The sequence below is a fragment of the Streptomyces sp. NPDC005485 genome (assembly GCF_040606085.1).
Taxonomy (GTDB): domain Bacteria; phylum Actinomycetota; class Actinomycetes; order Streptomycetales; family Streptomycetaceae; genus Streptomyces.
Window position 1 is genome coordinate 1 of record NZ_JBEXDZ010000128.1, and the last position, 20680, is coordinate 20680.

The following is a 20680-nucleotide window of genomic DNA, read 5'->3' on the forward strand; positions in this document are numbered from 1 at the left end:
GGCCCGGGTATCACCGCCCATTCCGCACCTAGACTTTTGCGACCACCTGGGAGAAGGGATGTCCGTGAAAGCTGGGGGCACGAACGAGATGGCCGTGCAGTCGAAAAACCCGGATGCTTCGAGCGCACCGGACACTGGGGTACCCGCCCCCGGGCAGCGTGTCACCGTACGCCATCGCCCCTGGGTGGTCACCGATGTCGTCCGCTCCACCGCCGCCAGCGACGACCCGGCACGCGCCGCCGAAGCCGCCACCAGCCACCTGATCAGCCTGTCCTCGCTGGAGAGCGACGGCCGGGACGAGGAACTGCGGGTGGTGTGGGAGCTGGAGCAGGCGACGGACGTCCACGACCAGTACGAGTTGCCCTCTCCCTACGTCGGCTTCGACGAGCCGGGACGGCTGGACGCCTTCCTGGACGCCGTGCGCTGGGGCGCCATCGCCTCGGCCGACAAAACCGCACTCCAAGCCCCGTTCCGTTCCGGCGTGGAGATCCAGGACTACCAGCTGGACCCGGTGGTCCGCGCTCTGTCCATGCCGCGTACGAATCTACTGATCGCGGACGACGTGGGTCTGGGCAAGACGGTCGAGGCCGGTCTCGTGATGCAGGAGCTGATGCTGCGCCACCGCGCCCGCTCCATGCTGATCGTCTGCCCCGCCGGACTGACCCTCCAGTGGCGGGACGAGATGCGGGACAAGTTCGGCCTGGACTTCCGGATCGTCAACACCAAGATGCTCCGGGAGCTGCGCCGCTCCGCCGGTCTGTACGCCAACCCGTGGAAGCACTATCCGCGTCTGATCGTCTCGATCGACTGGCTGAAGCGCGAGCGCCCGCTGCGCATGCTGCGTGAGCTGCTCCCCGCGGTGCCCGAGTATCCGCGCGCCTTCGACCTGCTGGTCGTGGACGAGGTGCACACCTGCGCACCCTCGGGGACGGGCAAGTACGCGGTGGACTCGCAGCGCACCCGAGCCGTGAAGTTGCTGGCCCCCCACTGCGAGCACCGCCTCTTCCTCTCCGCGACCCCGCACAACGGCTACCTGGAGTCGTTCACAGCTCTCCTCGAACTGCTCGACGACCACCGTTTCGCCCGGGGCATCAAGCCGTCCGAGGAACAGCTGCGCCGGGTGATGGTGCGCCGCATGAAGTCGGAGCTGCCGCCGCAGTGGAACGGCAAGCCACGCTTCCCCAAGCGAGTCCCCCACGCCGTGGAGGTCGAGTACGGCGACGCGATGCGGGAGGCGTACGCGAAGCTGACGAAGTACGCGCGCAGCCGCCGCGCAGAACAGGGCAACGGAAAAGCGGGCGGGACGGCCGCCGACTTCGTGACGTCGCTGCTGAAGAAGCGCTTCCTGTCGTCACCGAAGGCCTTCGCGGAGACCATCAACACCCACCTGGCCACAATGACGTCCCGGCGCGCCGACGCCGACGCAACCTCCGGGCCGAAGGAGGAGCCGGCTCCGAGCGTCCGCGTGCTGCGTCCGCTGATCGACGGGATCGAGGAGGCCGAGCAGGAGGACGAGCAGGAGCAGGCCGAGGCGGCGGCGCGGGCCCTCACCGCCGCCCGCCACGCCATGCGTCCGCTCTCCGACCGGGAGCACACCCTTCTCAAGGAACTGGACGCCTGGGCCATCGACGCCGGGAAGCGGCCGGACGCCAAGTTCGCCCGCTTCAAGGAGTGGCTGGACGGGATCGTCTGTCCTGACGGTCCGCTGGGCGGCTGGGAGCCGGAGCGGGTCATCGTCTTCACCGAGTACCGCGACACCCAGCGCTGGCTGTACGGGCAGTTGATCGCCGCCGGGTACCCGGCAGAGCGCATCGCCCAACTGCACGGCGGCCAGGACCAGGAGGACCGCGAGCAGGTCAAGCAGGTCTTCCAGGAGAGCCCCGACCTGTCTCCTGTCCGCATCCTGCTCGGCACCGACGCGGCGAGCGAGGGCATCAACCTCCAGGCGCACTGCCACCGGGTGCTGCACTGGGAGATCCCCTGGAACCCGAACCGCCTGGAGCAGCGCAACGGCCGTGTGGACCGGCACGGGCAGAAGGCCGACCAGGTGGACGTGTTCCACTTCGTCCCGGCGGGCTGGCAGGGCTTCGACCCGGCGCACGACCACCAGACGGACTCGGGCTACCAGGACGGCGCTCTTGAGGACGAGCTGCACTTCCTCGCCGTCGCCGCCCGCAAGACCGAGCGCATCCGCGAGGACCTCGGCAGCGCGGGCGAGGTGATCGCCGCACAGGTCGAGCAGAAGATGCTGGGCCGCCGTTCGAGCTGGACCACCGCCGACGCCGAGATCACCAAGCGGTCCGGGAAGGCCGTCCTGAAGGTCGAGCGGGACCTGGCGCGTGACCTGGAGCGGCTGGTGGGCGCCCTGTCCGAAAGCCGCCAGGAGCTGCACCTGACGTCGGAGACGGTCGAGCGCGTCGTCCGTACGGGCCTGCTGCTGGCCCACCACAAGGACCTCACCGAGGTCCCCGACCCCAGGCCTGACCAGGGCGCCCGCTGCTTCCGGCTGCCGGAGCTGCCCGGGGCCTGGGCGCGCGCCCGCAACGACGGACTGCGCCACCCCCTCACCGGCCGGGAACGCCTGGTCGTCTTCGACGAGGTGGAGGCCCGCGACCGTACGGACGTGGTGCACCTGCACCTGGGCCACCGCCTCGTCCAGATGTGTCTGCGGCTGCTGCGGGCCGAGCTGTGGTCGAGCGGCGCGGCGGCACATCTGTCCCGGGTGACGGCCCGGGTGGTGCCGGACGGCGTGCTGCGACAGCCGGCGCTGGTCGCGCACGGCCGGGTGGTCGTCACCGGCAGCGGCGGAACGCGGCTGCACGAGGAGGTGATCACGGCGGGCGGTCTGATCGAGGGCGGCAAGCTCGTCGCGGCGAAGATGGAGGACGTCGACGGGTGGCTGGCCGAGGCGACGGACGAGCTCCCCGCCGACGGCATCCGGACCGAACTCACCACTCTCTGGCCGCAGTTGGAGGACCGTCTCGCACGCGCACTGAACACCCGCGCGAAGCGCCGCTTCCGCTCCCTGGAGACGCTGCTCGCCGAACGCTGCGAGGAGGAGGTCGAGGGCATGAGCGCGGTTCTGGAGGACCTCGGCCGCTCGATCCGGGACCGGCTGGACGACACGGGCCACTGGCAGCAGGAGTCGCTGTTCGACGTCGACGACGAGCGCCGCCAGTTGCGCGCGGACCGGGAGGCGTTGCAGGAACGGCTGCGACGGCTGCCGGAGGTGACGGAAACGGAAACGGCCGCGTTGCGCCGCCGCTGGGCCGATCCCTCGCCACGCTGGTTCCCGGTCGCCGTGACCTTCCTCGTGCCCCGTTCCCTCTCGCCCGTCGCAGCTACCGCCGCCCGCCAGGAGAACCGCTGATGCCCGCCGCCGCCCCCGCCGCCAGGAAGTTCCCGCCGAAGGGCTCGGTCCCCACCCCCGCCGAGCAGCACGAGGACTGGCTGCGGCTGCTGCGCCCCGACGGCCCGTTCGTGTCACTGCCGGTGCTGGTCGGCGCCTTCCCGCAGGGTCTCGACACGATCCCCAAGGAGACGTGGGCGAAGCTGCGGCAGGCCTGGGCGGAGGTCCAGGAGGACCCCGCGCTGCTGCGGCCCGCGTGGGAGAAGTTCGTCCTGACCGAGCTGATCGGCTGGCGGGCTCCCGGCCTGCGCGAAGGCGCGGCGATCCCCGAGTTGCTGCACGCCGGCGCGAACACGCCCGACGCCGTCGTCCTCGGCCCCGGTCAGTCCGGCGGCCTCGCCCCGCGCGCCCTGTTCTTCCGTACGGACGAGTGGGAGGGCCCCCTCAACCGCCCACGCGGCGAACAACCCGGCCTCGCCGACCGGGCGGCCGACCTCTGCCGCGCCCGTGACGTACCCCTGGCGCTGCTCACCAACGGCCGCGAGTGGGCGCTCGTCCACGCCCGCCCGAAAGAGGCGACGACCGTCGCCGTCTTCGACGCGGACCTGTGGACCGAGGAACCGATCCTCGCCCGTGCCTTCGCGAGCCTGCTGTCGGCGCGGCGGGTGGTCCGCCCACCGCTGGACGCGACGGGCAAGCCGACCGACTCGACCGCGGGCCTGTTCGCCCGCACCGTCGACGCGATGTCCGAGGTCACCGACACGCTGGGCCGCCAGGTCCGCGAGGCGGTGTCGCTGCTGGTCGCGGAACTGTCGCGGCTGGACCGGGAGTCGCGCGGCGAACTGCTGCGGGACGTACCCGCCAAGCAGGTCTACGAGGGCGCGCTCACCGTGATGATGCGCCTGGTCTTCCTCCTCTACGCCGAGGAGCAGCGCCTGCTCCCCTCCGGTGACGAGCTGTACGACGCCTCGTACGCCGTGGGCCCCCTGCACGACGAGTTGGCGATGGCCCAGAGTCTGCACGGCGATGAGCTGGGCGACCGGGTCGAGGCGACCTGGCCGCGCCTGCTCGCCCTGTTCACCGCGATCCACGGCGGCAGCACGCACGACCGGCTGTGGATCCCCCCGTACGGCGGCTCGCTCTTCGACCCGTCCCGTTTCCCCTGGCTGGTCCCGGCCAAGGTCACCGACCGGGTGGTCTACGAGATCCTCGACGCCCTCCTCACCCTGCGCGCCCGCAAGGGCTTCAAGGGAAAGGAGCGCCTCTCCTACAAGGGCCTGGACGTCGAGCAGATCGGCCATGTCTACGAGGGCCTGCTGGAGTACGGCTGCCGCTGGGCCGACGAGCCGTATGTCGGGGTCTCCTTCGGTCGGGACAAGAAGTACGAGGCGGTACTGCCGCTGGCCCGCCTGGAGGAGTGGACGGCGGCCGGCACGCTGGCGGACCAGGTGGCGGTGGTCACGGGGACGAAGGCCACCACGGTGACGGCCTCACACGCCAAGTCGGGTGCGACGACGGTCGAGTTGGAGACGGCGTGCGGCAATGACATCGCCCTCGTCGAGCGAGCGGCTGCTTTCTCCGGCCTGTACGGCCTCGACCTGCGTGGCGAGCCGAAGGTGTGGCCCGAGGGCTCGGTCATCGTGGTCCGCTCCGGCAACCGCCGCGACACCGGCACCCACTACACGCCGAAGGCGCTGGCCGAGGAGGTCGTGGAGCACACGCTGGCTCCGCTCTGCTTCGCGCCGGGTCCGGCGGAGGGCGCGGAGCCGGGCGTCTGGCAGCCGAAGAAGGCCGAGGAGCTGCTGAAGCTGCGGGTACTGGACCCGGCGATGGGTTCGGGCGCGTTCCTGGTCTCGGCCTGCCGATACCTCTCCGACCGGGTGGTGGAGGCATGGCTCCGGGAGGACGAGCTGCCGCCCGAGATCGCGCGGGACGTGGACCGCGACGACCATGAGCAACTCCACCAGATCGCAAGGCGGTTGGTGTCCGACCGGTGCCTGTACGGCGTCGACCGCGACCCCATGGCGGTGGAACTGGCCAAGCTGTCGCTGTGGCTGGTCACGCTGGCGAAGGGCCGCCCGTTCTCGTTCCTGGACCATGCGCTGCGGTCCGGCGACTCGCTGGTGGGCGTCATCGACGTCCGGCAGGTCAAGCAGTTCCATCTGGAGTGGCAGGACCGGCAGTTGAGCCCGGAGGTCGCGCGGGCGCTGGACGTCACGGAGACGTTGCTGTCGGAGGCGGCGGAACTGCGGCGGCAGATCGAGTCGACGGCGGTCACGGACATCCGGGTGGTCCGCGACAAGGCGGACCTGCTGGCGAAGGCGGATGCGCGAAGCGAACGGCTACGGCTGGCGGCGGACGCGGTGGTGGGCGCGGCCCTGGCCGCCGAGGGCATCTCCGACGACGAGGCGTCCGGCATCTCCGGCGAGGAACAGGTGGGTGGAGCGCGGGGCGCTGCGCGTTTCCGTGACGCCAAGGAGGACGCGAAGTCCCGGGCCTACCGGAACCGGCTGGAGTCTGTGGCGGGGCTGGTGGCGACCGCGCTCGGGGGAGGTGCCGGGGCTGAAGAGGCTGCGGTGCAGGCGCGGGGGATTGTGGACGGGTGGCTGAAGGGGCCTCGGGCGGAGGCGGTGCGGCCGTTGCATTGGCCGTTGGAGTTTCCTGAGGTTATGGGGGTGGGGGGCGCGGCTGGGTTTGATGTGGTGGTGGGGAATCCGCCGTTTGTGGGTGGCAAGAAACTGACGGGGGCGTTGGGGCACGATTACCGGGAGTACTTGGTCAACCGACTGGCGGGGGGTACGCGGGGGCACGCAGACCTTTGCGCGTACTTCCTGCTGCGGAATCTGTCGATTGCGCCGAGGCGGCGGACGGGGATCATCGCTACGAACACGATCGCTCAGGGGGATACGCGAGAGGTTGGGCTGGATCGGGCTACGGCGGATGGGTGGACGGTGTACCGGGCAGTCAAGTCACAGCCGTGGTTTGGCACTGCCTCCGTGGTCGTCTCGCTGTTGTGGATGGGCAGGAATGTCGGCCAGGGTGAGGGCGTAGTCCTGGACGGCAATGAGGTGCCTGGCATCACTCCCGGGCTCGATCCTGCATCGCGGATGTCCGGGAACCCGTATCGCCTGGTGGCTAACGAGGCCGAGTCGTTCCAGGGTTCCATTGTGCTGGGTAAGGGATTCATCCTCGCGCCCGACGAGGCGCACGCGCTGATCGCCAACGATCCGAAGAACGCAGATGTGCTTTTCCCCTACCTCAATGGAGAAGACCTGAATCAACGCCCCGGATCCACTGCCAGCCGATGGGTAATCAATTTTCATGACTGGTCCGAGGAAAGAGCAGCGGAGTACTCCGAGGTCTTCGAAATCATTGAACAAGAAGTGAAGCCTGTCCGGCAGCGGACCAAGGAGGATGGCTCTTACGTACTCCGCAAGCCACTACCCCAGAGATGGTGGCACTATGCGGATAAACGTCCGGCACTGTACACGGCGATCGCAGACTTGGACCACGCCATTGTGATCGTCCGCCACAGCAATGCGCTGGCCCCGAGTCGACTACCAACCGACCAAGTCTTTTCGGATGCGGTGTCGGTGATCGCCTCCTCGTCACCCGCACTACTCGCTCTGCTATCAAGCGGACCACACGCCTCCTGGGCATGGCAGTGGGGATCCAGCCTCAAGGGTGATCTCCGCTACAACCCGTCCGACGTCTACGAGACCTTCCCTCGCGCTGGTGAGACGGTTCGCCTCGCCACTGCCGGTGAAGCTCTGGAGGCAGCTCAGCGCGCCGCCATGTCGGCCAGGAATATCGGCATCACCCCGGTTTACAAACTCGTGCACATGCAGTCCGAGACCACCCCTGACATCGATGGGCTCCGGCAAGCTCACATGGAGGTGGACCTAGCCGTCACTGAGGCCTACGGCTGGACCGATCTTGACCTTGCGCATGGCTTCCACACCACACCACACGGCGACCGCTTCTCCATCGCTCCCTCCATCCAGACCGAGATTCTGGACCGTCTCCTGGAACTGAACCACGCCCAGTACAAGGAAGAACTGGAAAAGGGGTTGCACACGCCGGAGGCCAAGCGGAGGAGAGCTGCCGCGCGGAAGGCCAAGGCGAAGGCTCGGGCCACCGCGCACGCACCGCAGAACACCGATGAAGACTTCGCCGACGGGCTGTTCCCCAATCCAGACGCTCTCTTCTGACTTCTGAGCTTGCACCCAGCGCGCCCCGCTCCCGGCATCAACCAGGTCCGGGGCGCGAGTAGTTGAGAGCTCAGCTCTCCAAGGTGCAAGGCACGAAGGCTGCCCACGCGTCCGCCGTGAGCGCGAGCTGAGGGCCTCCGATGTTCTTGGAGTCGCGGACGTGGATCGCGCGGCGAGTGATCGCGATCTCGACGCAGCTGTCGCCCTCGGTGCCGTCGCTGTAGCTGCTCTTGAACCACCGCAGCTCAGAGGCGGCGTCCTCGGCAGTGGCCTTGTGGATCATGTCTCTCCCAGCACTTGCTCGATGAAAGCGAGCGACTCCCCCGGCGTGAGAGCCTGAGCCCGGATGATGCCATACCGCATTTCCAAGATCCGGAGCTGCTTCGGGTCGGAGGTCGGGCGGCCCCCATACGCGCCGTCGGAGCGGCCCACCGCCGTGCCGTCCGTGAACTTCAGCACCTCGATCTTGCCGTCCACGCCGGGATGGGCATCCGTCTCCGTCGGCATCACCTGGAATGTCACGTTGCGCAACTGCGCCACCTCCAGCAGGTGTTCGAGCTGTCGACGTCGCACCATTGTCCCTCCGATGCGACGACGCAGTGCCGCCTCTTCCTGAACAAAACTGAGTACCGGCATGGGAGACCGCTCGAAGACCGACTTCCGTTCCACTCGGGCAGCGACCAAGCGCTCCACCTCCTCTCCCGAGTAGGGCGGTTGCCGCGCCTCGAACAGGGCCCGAGCATGCTCAGGCGTCTGCAACAGCCCATGAACGCTGAGCCCGACGTACACCCCGATCTCGACCGCCTGAGCCTCCAACTTCGCCAGGTCCCGAACCTTCTTCGGATACCGAACCCGCGCCACATCCTCCTTCATCGCCGAGATCAGCCCGCCCGCTCCCAGCACCTCGTCCGCCTTGTCCAGGTACTCGGACTGAGGGATCCGCTTACCCCCCTCGACCTTGTAGACCAGGTCCTCCCCGTACCCCACCGCCACCCCGAACTCGGCGGCCCGCATCCCCATGGCCTCGCGCCGCAGCTTCAACTGCCGACCCACCGTCGCGACGACCGCGACACCCCAGTCGTCGTCCGGGTCCACCTCCCAGCCCGGCTCGTCCGCCTCACTCTTGAGCCGACCCGCGTCACCATCCACCTGCTGCATCCCGCGCCCCTCCGTCGTACGTCCACGCCGCAACGCCCCTTACCCGTACAGACCGTGCCGACAGCCCCGACAGCACCGGACAAACTCCGGACAGTCACCGTACGGACCGACTGAGTCACTGTTCACGGTAAGCGCGCACCACCACGCTCAGTCACGTGAACCAGGAAATGTCCACCCAACTCAACGCCCCCACCCGTCGCTTCGGTGTCTCGCTGTCCCCCACCCCACGCGGCGCCCGCCTCGCCCGTCTCCTCGCCACGGAATGGCTGCGCGCCTGGGACCTGCCACCCGGCAGCATCGACACCGCCGCACACCTCGTCGCCGAACTCGCCGCGAACGCCGCCACCCACGGCCGGCTCCCCGGCCGGGACTTCCGACTCGCCCTGCACGCCACCAGCGCCGTGCTCCGTATCGAGGTGACGGACACCCGCGGTGACGACCTCCCCCGACGCCAACCCCCGCCCCCGGACGCCGTATCGGGACGCGGCCTGCTCCTCGTGGAGGCTCTCGCCGACCGCTGGGGCGTCGAACTCGGTCCCGTCCCCCGGAAAACCGTGTGGGCCGAACTCAACCTGCTCCCACTGGAATCACCGGCAGCACCGAAGCACGGCGGCCCATGCTCCGGTGCCGCTGGCGCTCTTTTCTAAGAACCACGGGAGAGAAAGAACCCCACCAAACCCCACCCCTCCCGCCCGCTTGTCCACGCTCCACGCAAACTCACTCGCGCGAGTGAACATCACCAACTGGGCTGGATTCGGGACCGGTTGCCTGCCGTACGCTCAGCGCGCGACACAGCACAGACACAACCGCAGACATGCGACGGCCCCCGCCGGGACTGCAATCCCAGTGCGAGGGCCTGACCGCCGAGGAAGAGAAGAGCTTCCTGATGGATACGAAGAACCCTAGCGCGCCCCCGCGCGCCCAGTCCCGTACCGCGGGCAAAAACCACCCCCACAGGCGCCCGCCCGCGGGCGTCGTCCACGACAACTCCCGCCACACCACCCGCTTCACGGTGATCGGCAACCACCTCGCGCAGCACGCCGAGCTGTCGGGTCTCGCGATCGGGCTCGCCGTCCACATCCAGTCGCTGCCCACCGGCGCCCCGGTCGACATCAAGACCCTCGCCGCCCGTTTCCCTGAGGGTCCGACCCGTATCGCCGCCGCCCTGCGCGAACTGGAAACCCACGGCTACCTCCGCCGCACCCGCGAACGCGTCCCCGGCGGACGCATCGTCACCCGCACGGTCTCCCGCAACCAGCCCGGCGCATCCCCGGAGGACGCGGCCCCCGCCGTACGACGAACCGCCACGGACAAACCCCCGCCCCGCAAGCTCCTCCCCGCCGTACCCCAGCCTGCTCGTCCTTCCCCCTCCCTGCTCAAGACCGCCGTCGACCTCCTCGCCGGCCTCCGCCGCGCGGACCCCCGCCTCTTCCTCTCCGCCACCGACGTCGAACACCTCGCCCCCGGCGTCGCCTCCTGGCTGGAGCGCGACCTCACCCCCACCGACGTACGCGACGCCCTCGCCACGAACCTCCCCCAGGAGCCCCTGCACCGCCCGGCCGCCTTCCTGGCCCACCGCCTGGCCGCCCAACTCCCACCCCCGCCCCCGTTCCGAGCTCCCTCACCGCCACCAGCTGTCCGGCATCCGCTCCGGAACTGCGATGGCTGCGACCGCGGCTTTCGAGGCCCCGAACCCGGCCACTGCCACGACTGCCGGTCCGCTCAGGAAGGCCTGCGCCCCGTGTGCTGAGTGGCGGCCATCGCCCGGCATGACGGACACGTCGGCGGGGCCCACTTACTGGAACCCTCTACACACCTCAAGCCGGCCCGGCAGGATGAATCCACCCTTCACCCGACAGGACCTCACGTGCTGCCCTCTTTCGCCGCGAACGGATTCCTACCTCTGGGCCGGTACTCCATCTCCTTCGACGAGGCGGAGGCCATGCTGGTCAGCGCCCCGGAGTTCGAGGACTCCTCGACACGCACAGAACTGTGGGACGGCCTCCACAACTATCTCGACCCCTTCCTCATACTGGAGGACGCATACGCGGCTGCCCTCGACGGCCTCACCCTCGTCCACAGGCTGTGGCTCGGCGGCAGCTTCGTCAGCGCCAAACTCGACCCCGGGAACATCGACGCCACACTCCTGATCGACACGCGTGCCGAGCGCGCCGTACGGGGAAAGCCCGGGTCGAAGTGGCTGACCAGCGCCTTCCAGAGTCGGACCAGGATGAGAGAGAAGTTCGGCGTCTCGCCGCTTCGCATCGGGTACCAGCCCGTTGCCCATATCTTCGAGCCGGAGCGCTTCACGTCCGACGAACGGACATACTTCACGCAACGGGGTGTGTGGGACGACTGGTGGCAGCGCTGCAGACTGCCCGACCGGAACGACCGCTCACCGTCCGAAGAGAGTGCCGCCCCGGCACGCGGCTATCTGGAGGTGCGACTGTGACCGGCGACAGCTGGCGTGAGCGCAGGCGCGCGCTCCGGGAAGACGGCGACTCTGCCGAGGCCGAGCGCGCCGCACGTCTCCTCGGCATGCTGGGCACAGAGGACCGGGACGACGAGGAGATCGAGGCGGAACACCGGGCCGGTCGGCTGGCCGCAGCGCGCGAGTACGCGCCGGACGCCCGCCTCGACGAGGAACTTCAACTCCGACTGACCGGGCCGGACACCGACGGCGGCGCTCTCCGCTTCCAGTGGGGTGACGCGCTGCTCGAACCCGTGGAACACATGGTCTCCGTCGCCGCGGGCACTCCGGTACAACTGGAACTCACGGGGATCTCTACAGGCAGCACTGTCGTGCACGCCCGACCCGTCACCGCCCCTGCCGATTCCGGCGAACCCGACACCCTGGACGCCCCCGCCACTTCCGCCGCTTCCACGGGCCTCGGCACCCTCACCACGCTGCTCGACGCTGTGGAGTCGGAGCACGACATCCGCGAATGGGCAAAGCTCTTCGACGCGGTCGAAGCAGTGTCCCGGGCACTGAGCCGGTACGAACTGGACCTGGGCGTGACCTGGTACGACGCCAACGGCCACATGCGCCGCGCCCGACTGACAGAGCGGGGCAGGCACTACGTGAAACGGCTCCGGGAGACCAGGGACCGCGACCAGGAGATCACCATCTCCGGCCGCATCACGGAACTGCGCGAGAGCGGCCTGGTGAAAGTGAAGACGGGCACGGCCAAGAACGCGCCCGCCTACGATGTCCGCTTCGAGGAGCCCGGGGAACTGCTGCGCATGCGCCCCGGGCTCGGCGACAACGTCCACTTCCGGGTCCGCTTCCGGCAGCAGCTGGACTCCATGGGCATCGCGCGGTCCACGGAGTACACGTACCTCGGACCGGCCCCCGAACAGACGTCACTTTCACTCGAACCGTAGGCATGCCTACTCTCCCGGACCGTCACTGGGGACGGCCCGGGAGGGGGCGCTACTCCGGCTGGACCGCGAACACCGTCACCCGTCGCATCCGCACACCCGTCCCCCGCGGCTCCAGATCACCCCTCACCACAACTTCCATCCCCTGCCGCCAGGCTTCGGTCGCCTTGTCGATGTCCTCCGGCCGTAGCTCCACCCGGACCCTCCTCTGGCGCTGGGAGTCCTCGTGCAGGAGGGAACCGTAGATCGTCGCTTCGCGAGGATTCACGTCCCGGTGCAGTTTGGTCACCACGCCGAACAGAACCGCCCTCTCCTCCCGACCCAACCGCTCCCGCAGGTCCTTCGCCACCGCCTCCAGAGCCTCCACATGTCGGGGGGTGATCCCGACCGGCGGTGAGGGTTGCTCCATCGGCATCTCGGGCGACCAGGCGAACGCCATCGAGAAGTCACGGCGTTCCTCGCCCGCGATCTTCACCAGCGCCTCGCAGAGGTTGGCCGAGAGGCCTGCCCGCGTCAGATGCTCGAAGTGCGGCACGGAGTCCTCGGCGAGCGCGCCCTCCGCTGCGGCATGCGCGCAGGTGACGCCCGCGTACAGCATCCGGGAGACCTGTCTGCTGAAAGGCTCGGACCGCTGTAGGCCAAGCCTGTTCAGTTCCGCGTCGAGGAGGAGGGAGTTGCGCCTGTTGAGCTCCGCTTCGTCGAAGAGCGAGCCCTGCCCGGACCCGTCGGTGTCTTCGCCGTACGTGCTGTCCGGCAGCGGGGTGTGAGCGGCGATGACGTAGCTGCCGACGCGAGTCTGGTCGAGCCGTACGGCCGCGACGTGGTCCTTCACCACCTGAGGTTTCTGCGCGGGCTGGACGGCCTGCGGATTGAGCGCGGAGGATGCGGCAGCGGTGTGCAGTTCCTTCAGGCCGGTCAGCGCCGACACCAGGTCCAGGAGCGGAGCCGTACCGGACGGGCCGGGCGGCACCAGCCGGAGGAACTGCCAGTCCACCGGCGGCAGTCGCATCTCCCGCAGGATGTCACCCGGGCGGCGTGCCTCGACGACGGCGAGGGTCTCCAGGATGTCGGCGACGCGGCCCGCATAGTCCCGGCGCCGCTGCATCGGCACCAAAAGCTCGTACGGAGGGCCCGGTTCGTACGACGCTCCCGGCTCCTCCTGCGGCCTCCACTCCCACAGTTCGGCACCGGACAGGTCACGTTCCGCGTTCCAGCCTTTGCCGCTGAGGTAGCGCCGCACCACCCCCGGGGCGAGAGCGGCGGCCTCCTCGAACTCCGCATCCGTGATCGCTGTCATGAGGCCACCAGGTCCCGGTAGTCCTCGGCGAAAAGCTCGTGCAGGGAATCGACCGTCAGGAGATTGGCGCGCGGGACGTACACCGTGCGGGTACCGGTACTCACCTTCGCGCCTTCGGCCGCCGGCAGTGGTTCCTGGTCGTGCAGGCACAGCCAGTACGCGGCGTGGCTCAGTCTCAGGCGGTCCTCGGTGGCGTGCGACCACGCGAAAGGGTTGACCGGGGCCAGGACGAGGAAGAGGAAGCGGGGCATCTCGTAGTCCGGGCCGGCCAACTCGTTGTAGTTCTTCGCCTTGAGGGGGTAGCGGATGTGGTCGCCGTGAATGTCCGGGGACGACGTGCACTTGACCTGTGCCTCGATGGCCGGAAACCTGCGGGTCCCCCTGCGGCCGGTATAGCCCAGCTGCCAGTCGATACCGACCCGGTCGCGCTCCTTCTGGGTCACGTCCAGGTTGGCGGCCGTGGCCAGCATGCGGATGAACTCCTCGCCGAACGCACCACGGTGCTGGTTGTCCCCGAACCCCATGGAACCCGTCGCCCACTCCGGTGCGTGTGCGGGGCCGGTCAGCGGAACGCCGTAGTGCCTGACGGGCCCGGCCTTCGCGGGAGGCGCCCCGCTCGACGACTGATGCGGGATACCGCCTGTTCTGTCTGCCATGTGCCCCCGCTCGCCCTTCGTCCCCCGTGCGACGCCGCGCCCTTGTCTCCCCCTGCGCGTGTCGTACCCCTCGGGCAACGCACCGTAACGAAGGTCACACCCTCAGCCAAAGACCTTGATCGGGATCAGGCCGAAAGCAGCCGTCGGACGGCGCGGACCCGTCTACAGGTGAAGTGGCTGATCGAGTTCCGTACGGAAGTCCGCACCGGTTGTCGGTGGGCACACCTACGCTGACCCCGTGACCCAGCAACCTCTCGCCAGTCCAGGTCCCGAGCCGGATGCCGCCTCCGGCGGGGCGGTGCTGTCCGCACCCACTCCGCAGCAACTGCGCGACCGGCTCGCCGAACTGGTCGTACGCGATCTCCTGGGGCCCACCGGAGAGGAGCCGGAGGAACTCGCGGGGAACCCTCTCGACCACTACATCATCGGGCGGCTGGCCCCCGGCGGTCTGCGGGACGAGGACGGGACGACCCTGCGGACGGTGGGCAAGGAGGTCGCGCCCGAAACGCTCGACGAGCCGAACATGGCTCCCGAGCAGGAGCCTGAGGCCGGGGACCCCGAGCCGTCCGCGCCGAACATGCCGAGCCTCCATCCCTCCACACTGGGACTGACCCTGCGGGTGGACCGCCAGGTCGAGGAGCTGACGGTCGACTGCGTCTGGGCGCGGTACGAGCGCGGCGACTCCGAGATCGAGGGCAATCCGAACCGGGTGTACCACCGCGTGCCCTGCTCGGGCACGGTAGGTGTGAAGCTGGTGGAGGGGAAGCTGGCCGCACAGCCGGTGCATGCGCGCGACTTTCCGCACATCGTGGTGCGCGGCCGGGCTCGCCTGCACGAGGGATCGTGGCTGGTGTCCCTGTTCCTGGTCAACGGGCAGGAGAACAAGCCCGGTTCGACCCACTGGATGTTCCAGGCCTCCATGACCGTGGCGGGCCCTCCGGACACCGCGCCGTTCCTGCCGCGCCGTACCGCCGAGCCGCCCGGGAGCAACCAGGACGAGCGGCGCTCGCTCGCCATGACGTACCGCTTCCACCCAGAGTTCGCCGTGGGTCACGGCAGCGGGGTGCACGCCGAGACCGACCCGGCGGACCCCCGGCGTGCGGTGCGCCTTTCCACCACAGCCACCCCCTCTTACGAGGTCCCGCACACGGACGTACCGGATCCGCGGCACGACCCACGCGACGAGGACCTGCCGGAGCTCAGCGAACTCGTCCTGGACATGAGCGAGTTGAGCAGGCTGGAGGCCGAGCCGCTGCGGGCCGCCCTGCTTCCCCTGGTGGCCGGCTACCGCTCCTGGACAGAGCGGCAGCGGCAGTCGGTGGACGATCCGGCCGCCGGGCTCGACGCCTATCGCGCGGAAGCCTTGGAGAACATGCGCCTGGCCGCTGAGGCCGCCGACCGCATCCAGGCCGGCATCGACCTGCTGCAGGACGACCCCGACGCCCTCGACGCCTTCCGCTTCGCCAACCGCGCCATGTGGCACCAGCGGGTCCACACCATCGCCGCAGGCGACCGGCGTCGCGACCCGATGAAGTCGCTCGACGAAGCCGTCCGGGACGTCGACCTGCCGAAGAACCGCAGCTGGCGTCCCTTCCAACTCGCGTTCCTGCTGCTCAATCTCCCCTCGCTCGCCGACCCGGCCCATCCCGAGCGCGTCGACGACCGCAGCGCACTGGCCGACCTCCTGTGGTTCCCCACCGGTGGCGGCAAGACCGAGGCGTATCTCGGCCTGACCGCCTTCACCTTGGCCATCCGGCGACGCAAGCCTCATCTCGGCGGTCTCGATGCCGAGCACGGCGTCGCCGTGATCATGCGGTACACCCTGCGGCTGCTCACCATCCAGCAGTTCCAGCGCGCCACAGCGCTGATCTGCGCCTGCGAGGTGATCCGCCGGGAGGAGCCGGACCGCTGGGGTCACAACCCGTTCCGTATCGGACTGTGGGTGGGCGGCAGGGTCACTCCCAACACCACCGACCAGGCCGCCGACTGGGCCAAGGAGCGCAAGAAGGAGAAGGGGCACGGCGGTTTCGGCCGTATGGGCTCGCCCCACCAGCTCACCAGCTGCCCCTGGTGCGGTACGAAGATGGAGGCTGGCCGCGACATCGCCGTCGACACCACTCTCCGCCGGACCCTCATCACCTGCCCCGACGCCTTTGAGTGCCCCTTCGGAGCGAGCGCCTTCGGGCTGCCCGCCGATGAACAGGGGCTGCCGATCCTCGTCGTGGACGAGGAGATCTACCGGTATCCGCCCAGCCTAGTCATCGCCACCGTCGACAAGTTCGCCCAACTGCCCTGGAAGGGCGAGACCCAGGCGCTCTTCGGACAAGTCTCCCGCCGGTGCACTCGACACGGATACGTCACGCCGTCCGCAGTGGACGCGGAGTGGGAGTCCTCCAGTCATCCTGCCGTCGGCAACCACCGGGCTGCCTCAACTGTCGACGCTGTTCGTGTGCGACCGCCGGATTTGATCGTCCAGGACGAGCTGCACCTCATCTCCGGCCCACTCGGCTCCCTCACCGGGCTGTACGAGACCGCCGTGGACCGCCTCTCCACCTGGGAGCCGGAACCCGGCCGTGCCGTACGCCCGAAGGTCATCGCCTCCACGGCCACCGTCCGCCGCGCCAACCGGCAGATCCACGACCTCTTCGCCCGAGAGACGGCCGTGTTCCCACCGTCGGGACTGAGCGCCGACGACACGTTCTTCGCCCGGCGCCGGAAAACCGACGAGACACCCGGCCGCCGGTATGTGGGCATCTGCGCGCAGGGAGTACGGACCAAGTCCGTGGCGATCAGGGTGTTCGTCGCCCAGCTCGCCGCCGCCCAGCACCTCTACGAGACGTACGGCGCGAGCGAGTTGACCGACCCGTACATGACCCTCGTCGGCTACTTCAACAGCCTGCGCGACCTCGGCGGCATGCGACGCCTCGTGGAGGACGACGTGTCGGCCAGGCTCGTCCGGACCGACCGCCGGGGGCTCGCCGCCCGACGGATCGGTGAACCGGCCGAGCTGACCAGCCGGATGGCCTCCGACGCCATTCCTGACATCCTGGAGAAGCTCGACATCACCTTCGGACGCCGACCCAAGGGCTCGCCCCGTCCCATCGACGTCCTGCTCGCCACCAACATGATCGCCGTCGGTGTGGACGTCTCCCGGCTCGGTGTCATGGTCGTCAACAACCAGCCCAAGTCGACAGCCGAGTACATCCAGGCCACCAGCCGCGTCGGCCGCCGGGCACCCGGTCTCGTCTTCACCGTCCTCAACTGGGCCCGGCCGCGGGACCTTTCGCACTACGAGACCTTTGAGTCCTTCCACGCCACCATCTACCAGCACGTCGAAGCCCTGTCCGTCACCCCGTTCGCGGACCGCGCCGTCGACCGGGGCCTTACCGGCGTCCTGGCATCCCTGGTGCGCAACCTCAAGCCCGAGTACAACCCGAACCGCGGCGCCCAGTGGGTCGACCGCCGCGGCGAGGTCGTCTCGCACGCCCTACGGTCCCTGGAACTGCGCGCCCGAGATGTCACGGACGTCCAGCACACCGCCGACGAGGTACGCACCCGGCTCGACGCCCGGCTCGACTACTGGGAGCAGAAGCGCAAGGCGCCGGGAGCGGTCCTCGGCTACCGCGCGGCCCGACGCCAGGGCGACGTGGCTCCGCTCCTGCTGGAACCGGACAGCGGCCCCTGGCGGCTCATGACTTGCCCGACGTCGCTGCGCGAGGTCGAGCCTCCGATCCGGCTGATCTTCACCGACCCGGCGGGCCACGACCCCGAGGACGAACCGCCCTACCTGCCGCGTCAGCAGGCCGACAGCAGCGTCCCGACCGCCGACGCGGATCCCGCGGATCCCATGGAGACGACATGAACAGCCCCGCCACCGAAGCACTCCGCGTGGGCGAGCTGCGTCCCAGCCAACTGCTGCACACGTACGGCATCGGTGCCGTCACCGACCTGCCCAACCTGTCGACGATGGTCATGGGGCTCGACGAGTGGGACCCCGTCCGCGCCGGCGCGCTGACCGAGGACCGCCTCCTGGCCGCCGTCCGCCGCCGGTTGGGCGGCCAGGTCGCCGCCCTGCGCACGCCGCCCCGCCTGCCGGAGAACCCTGCCGACCCGTACGGCGACTGGACACGGACAGGCGTACCGGTCGGCCTCTTCCCACGCTGGCTGCGCTGCTCACGCGAACGCTGCAACCAACTGGCCCCCGCCTCGGGCGGCCTGTTCCAACTCCGGAAGAACCTCTACCGGCCGGAGAAGACAAAGTACGTCCACACCAACTGCGGCGGTCCCGGCAAGGGCCAGCCCACCGCGCTCCCCGCCCGCTTCCTCGTCGCCTGCCAAAACGGACACATGGACGACTTCCCCTGGGTCTACTTCGTCCACAAGGGCGGTACTCCGTGTGCGAACCCCACTCTGAGCCTGACCGAGTCGGGCACCACCGGCGAGGCCGCCAACGTCTTCGTACGCTGCGTCTGCAAGGCGGTCCGGTCGATGGCCGACGCCCTCGGCCAGGCAGGCGAGCGCAACCTGCCCGCCTGCCGGGGCCACCACCCCCACCTCGGCACCTTCGCGCCGAACGGCTGCCCGGAGCACGCGCGCACCATGGTGCTGGGTGCCACCAACAGCTGGTTCGCCACCCAGCTACGGGTGTTCAGCATCCCCCGGGCCGAGGAGCCGCTCATCCAGGCGGTCAAGGAGCACTGGAGTCTGCTGTCCCCCCTGGCCGCGGTCCCGGCCGACGCGGCGAAGATGCTGCTGCCCACGCAGGCGTGCTGGCCCGAGCTGGAGCAGTACGGGGCTGACGCCGTCTGGACGGCGGTCGCCAAGGAGGCGCGCGCGGCCGCCGCCGACCAGGACGACGAGGACGAGGAGTTCGACCTCATCACTCCTGAATGGCGCGCCTTCACCCACCCACGTGACCACTCGCTACCGGACTTCACCACCGTCCGTGAACGGCGCGTGCCCGACGGCACCGCCGACTGGCTCGACAGTGTCGTCCTGGTGCACCGGCTACGTGAGGTTTCGGCCCTCACCGGCTTCACCCGGATCGAGGCCCCCGAGTGGCTGCCGGAGGAGGAGGTATGCACCGTCTCCGGAGCCCCCCTCAGTCGCCACGACCCCACCTGGGTTCCCTGTGCCGAGCTGCGCGGCGAGGGCGTCTTCCTCGCACTCAAGGAACGACAGCTCTCCGAGTGGGAACAGCAGGACGCCGTGCGCGCCCGCGAGCAGATCCTGAGGACGGCACACCAGGACTGGTGTGTGGCCCGTGGGGTCGTACCCCGCTGGCCTGGCATCCGGTACGTCCTTCTGCACACCTTGGCCCACGTTCTCATCCGTCAGTTCGCCCTGGAGTGCGGCTACGGAGCTTCCGGCATAGCGGAACGCGTGTACGCCCGCTCCGGCCCCGACCCGATGTCCGGAATCCTGCTCTACACCGCCGCCCCCGACAGCGAGGGAACCTTGGGCGGGCTCGTCTCCCTCGGCCGGAGTGACCGGCTCGGACCGGCCGTCGCACAGGCCCTCGAAGAAGCCAGACTGTGCAGCTCGGACCCGATGTGCGCCGAGCACGATCCGCGTATCCACGCCCGGCTGCACGGAGCGGCGTGCCACGCCTGTCTGTTCGCTGCGGAGACTTCCTGCGAGCGGGGTAACCACTACCTGGACCGGGCCCTGCTGGTGGAGACGCTGGCGGACGACAAATGCGCGTTCAGGCCGTGAACCGGCCGTCCGAGGGCCGAGACTCAACCGGGCATGACGACTACCCGGCTTACACACCAGTAGGCGTACCCACCGCCCGAAGCGGCGCCCTGTCACACAGACTTCCCAGTCTTCTGGCTGCCCTCTGCGATCGCCTGCCTGAAGACCGGATCATCGCCTTGGAGCACATATTCGAGACGATCGCCGACCCTGGTGACCCCATGCTGAGCCGTTTCATCTCGGCGCAGCCCGCCGCCGGCTTGGCCCAGCAGCTCACGCAGATTGCCAGTGTCTGGCACGCAGAAGCACCTGGCGTGCCCGGAGCGGGACTCGCCCTGGCCCTTGCCACGTTCCGCTCGTTTCCTCGGCCCCGCCCGGCCCAGGTCGTTGTGAGCGGCCCGACGGGTGCGTCGCTTGCCGGTCGCTTGACCAGCGGCGTCGCAGTCGAGGTCATTCGCTCCGCGGACACATCATTGCTGGTTGCCAGCTTCGCCGCTCATGGAGCACGGGACGTAGTGACCGAGATAGCTCGAGCTGTCGATCGAGGGGTGCGCGTGGACCTTCTACTCGAAGAGTCCACACAGGCGTCGGCGGCCTTTGCCGCGCTGCCCGACGAAGTGCACGTCTGGCACCGCCTGGACACTTCAGGCGTGCTGCACGCCAAACTGATCGCAGCCGATCGGCACACCGCATTACTCGGAAGCGCCAACCTCACCGACCGAGCATTGACCAACAACATAGAACTCGGTGTAATGCTGCGCGATCCGCACATGGTTGAGCCGCTAATCGACCACTTTCACTGGCTTCTGGCTCCCGAGAACGGAGTCATGCGCCTCGCGTGAACCGAGTTGGGTCCACCTGCCGCTTCGTTGCACGTTGTCGACGTCGGGCGCTCCGTGTCGCCGGGACGTGAAATCAATGGTTGGGCGCAAGC

General features: G+C 69.1%; 13 protein-coding genes. 9 read left to right on the forward strand and 4 right to left on the reverse strand.

The genetic code is table 11. The features are described 5' to 3' along the window. The first annotated feature begins 58 nt into the window (after window positions 1-58). Both drmD and ABZS97_RS32570 read left to right on the forward strand, forming a co-directional pair. Window positions 59-3370, forward strand: coding sequence for a DISARM system SNF2-like helicase DrmD (gene drmD, locus ABZS97_RS32565; protein ID WP_356143585.1), 3312 nt, complete (start codon window positions 59-61; stop codon window positions 3368-3370). 122 nt (window positions 3371-3492) lie between these two features. Continuing rightward, complete coding sequence (locus ABZS97_RS32570; RefSeq protein WP_356143588.1) at window positions 3493-7560, forward strand: DNA methyltransferase; 4068 nt, start codon at window positions 3493-3495, stop codon at window positions 7558-7560. 70 nt (window positions 7561-7630) lie between these two features. On the opposite strand, the gene ABZS97_RS32575 is transcribed toward ABZS97_RS32570, so the two are convergent. Both ABZS97_RS32575 and ABZS97_RS32580 read right to left on the reverse strand, forming a co-directional pair. After that, the gene (locus ABZS97_RS32575) at window positions 7631-7843 is read right to left on the reverse strand and encodes a DUF397 domain-containing protein (RefSeq protein WP_356143590.1); all 213 of its coding nucleotides are present in this window, start codon (window positions 7841-7843) and stop codon (window positions 7631-7633) included. After that, window positions 7840-8718, reverse strand: a complete 879-nt coding sequence (locus ABZS97_RS32580) for a helix-turn-helix transcriptional regulator (protein ID WP_356143592.1) — start codon at window positions 8716-8718, stop codon at window positions 7840-7842. The genes ABZS97_RS32575 and ABZS97_RS32580 overlap by 4 nt, the downstream gene beginning before the upstream one ends. Window positions 8719-8873: 155 nt before the next feature. Here ABZS97_RS32580 and ABZS97_RS32585 point away from each other — a divergent pair, with 155 nt between their 5' ends. The 4 genes from ABZS97_RS32585 to ABZS97_RS32600 all read left to right on the forward strand — a co-directional run bounded on the left by ABZS97_RS32585 (window position 8874) and on the right by ABZS97_RS32600 (window position 12102). Beyond that, window positions 8874-9365 carry an ATP-binding protein gene (locus ABZS97_RS32585; RefSeq protein ID WP_356143594.1) on the forward strand — a complete coding sequence of 164 codons (492 nt, stop codon included), beginning with the start codon at window positions 8874-8876 and terminating at the stop codon, window positions 9363-9365. A gap of 239 nt (window positions 9366-9604) precedes the next feature. Next, window positions 9605-10468, forward strand: a complete 864-nt coding sequence (locus ABZS97_RS32590) for a helix-turn-helix domain-containing protein (protein WP_356143624.1) — start codon at window positions 9605-9607, stop codon at window positions 10466-10468. 117 nt (window positions 10469-10585) lie between these two features. Continuing rightward, complete coding sequence (locus tag ABZS97_RS32595) at window positions 10586-11170, forward strand: hypothetical protein (protein WP_356143596.1); 585 nt, start codon at window positions 10586-10588, stop codon at window positions 11168-11170. After that, on the forward strand, window positions 11167-12102 hold the full coding sequence (locus tag ABZS97_RS32600; protein ID WP_356143598.1) for a hypothetical protein: 936 nt from the start codon (window positions 11167-11169) through the stop codon (window positions 12100-12102). The genes ABZS97_RS32595 and ABZS97_RS32600 overlap by 4 nt, the downstream gene beginning before the upstream one ends. A 49-nt stretch (window positions 12103-12151) precedes the next feature. Here the strand turns inward: ABZS97_RS32600 and ABZS97_RS32605 are convergent, their stop codons facing one another. Continuing rightward, window positions 12152-13396, reverse strand: a complete 1245-nt coding sequence (locus tag ABZS97_RS32605) for a hypothetical protein (RefSeq protein WP_356143600.1) — start codon at window positions 13394-13396, stop codon at window positions 12152-12154. Next, complete coding sequence (locus tag ABZS97_RS32610; protein ID WP_356143602.1) at window positions 13393-14052, reverse strand: DUF4365 domain-containing protein; 660 nt, start codon at window positions 14050-14052, stop codon at window positions 13393-13395. The genes ABZS97_RS32605 and ABZS97_RS32610 overlap by 4 nt, the downstream gene beginning before the upstream one ends. Before the next feature lie 238 nt (window positions 14053-14290). Here ABZS97_RS32610 and drmA point away from each other — a divergent pair, with 238 nt between their 5' ends. From drmA to drmC, 3 genes are all read left to right on the forward strand, one after another. After that, window positions 14291-17914, forward strand: a complete 3624-nt coding sequence (gene drmA, locus ABZS97_RS32615) for a DISARM system helicase DrmA (protein ID WP_356143604.1) — start codon at window positions 14291-14293, stop codon at window positions 17912-17914. Continuing rightward, window positions 17911-19767 (forward strand): DUF1998 domain-containing protein, encoded by a 1857-nt coding sequence (locus tag ABZS97_RS32620; RefSeq protein ID WP_356143606.1) that lies wholly within the window; start codon window positions 17911-17913, stop codon window positions 19765-19767. The genes drmA and ABZS97_RS32620 overlap by 4 nt, the downstream gene beginning before the upstream one ends. Before the next feature lie 158 nt (window positions 19768-19925). Further along, the gene (gene drmC / locus ABZS97_RS32625; RefSeq protein ID WP_356143608.1) at window positions 19926-20588 is read left to right on the forward strand and encodes a DISARM system phospholipase D-like protein DrmC; all 663 of its coding nucleotides are present in this window, start codon (window positions 19926-19928) and stop codon (window positions 20586-20588) included. Window positions 20589-20680 lie beyond the last annotated feature (92 nt).

What these genes read in the sequence shown, in the direction of transcription:
- ABZS97_RS32620 (WP_356143606.1), top strand. Translation starts at nt 17,911, where the DNA reads ATGAACAGCCCCGCCACCGAAGCACTCCGCGTGGGCGAGCTGCGTCCC.
- ABZS97_RS32580 (WP_356143592.1), bottom strand. Translation starts at nt 8,718, where the DNA reads ATGCAGCAGGTGGATGGTGACGCGGGTCGGCTCAAGAGTGAGGCGGAC.
- drmD (WP_356143585.1), top strand. Translation starts at nt 59, where the DNA reads ATGTCCGTGAAAGCTGGGGGCACGAACGAGATGGCCGTGCAGTCGAAA.
- ABZS97_RS32605 (WP_356143600.1), bottom strand. Translation starts at nt 13,396, where the DNA reads ATGACAGCGATCACGGATGCGGAGTTCGAGGAGGCCGCCGCTCTCGCC.
- ABZS97_RS32610 (WP_356143602.1), bottom strand. Translation starts at nt 14,052, where the DNA reads ATGGCAGACAGAACAGGCGGTATCCCGCATCAGTCGTCGAGCGGGGCG.
- ABZS97_RS32590 (WP_356143624.1), top strand. Translation starts at nt 9,605, where the DNA reads ATGGATACGAAGAACCCTAGCGCGCCCCCGCGCGCCCAGTCCCGTACC.
- ABZS97_RS32575 (WP_356143590.1), bottom strand. Translation starts at nt 7,843, where the DNA reads ATGATCCACAAGGCCACTGCCGAGGACGCCGCCTCTGAGCTGCGGTGG.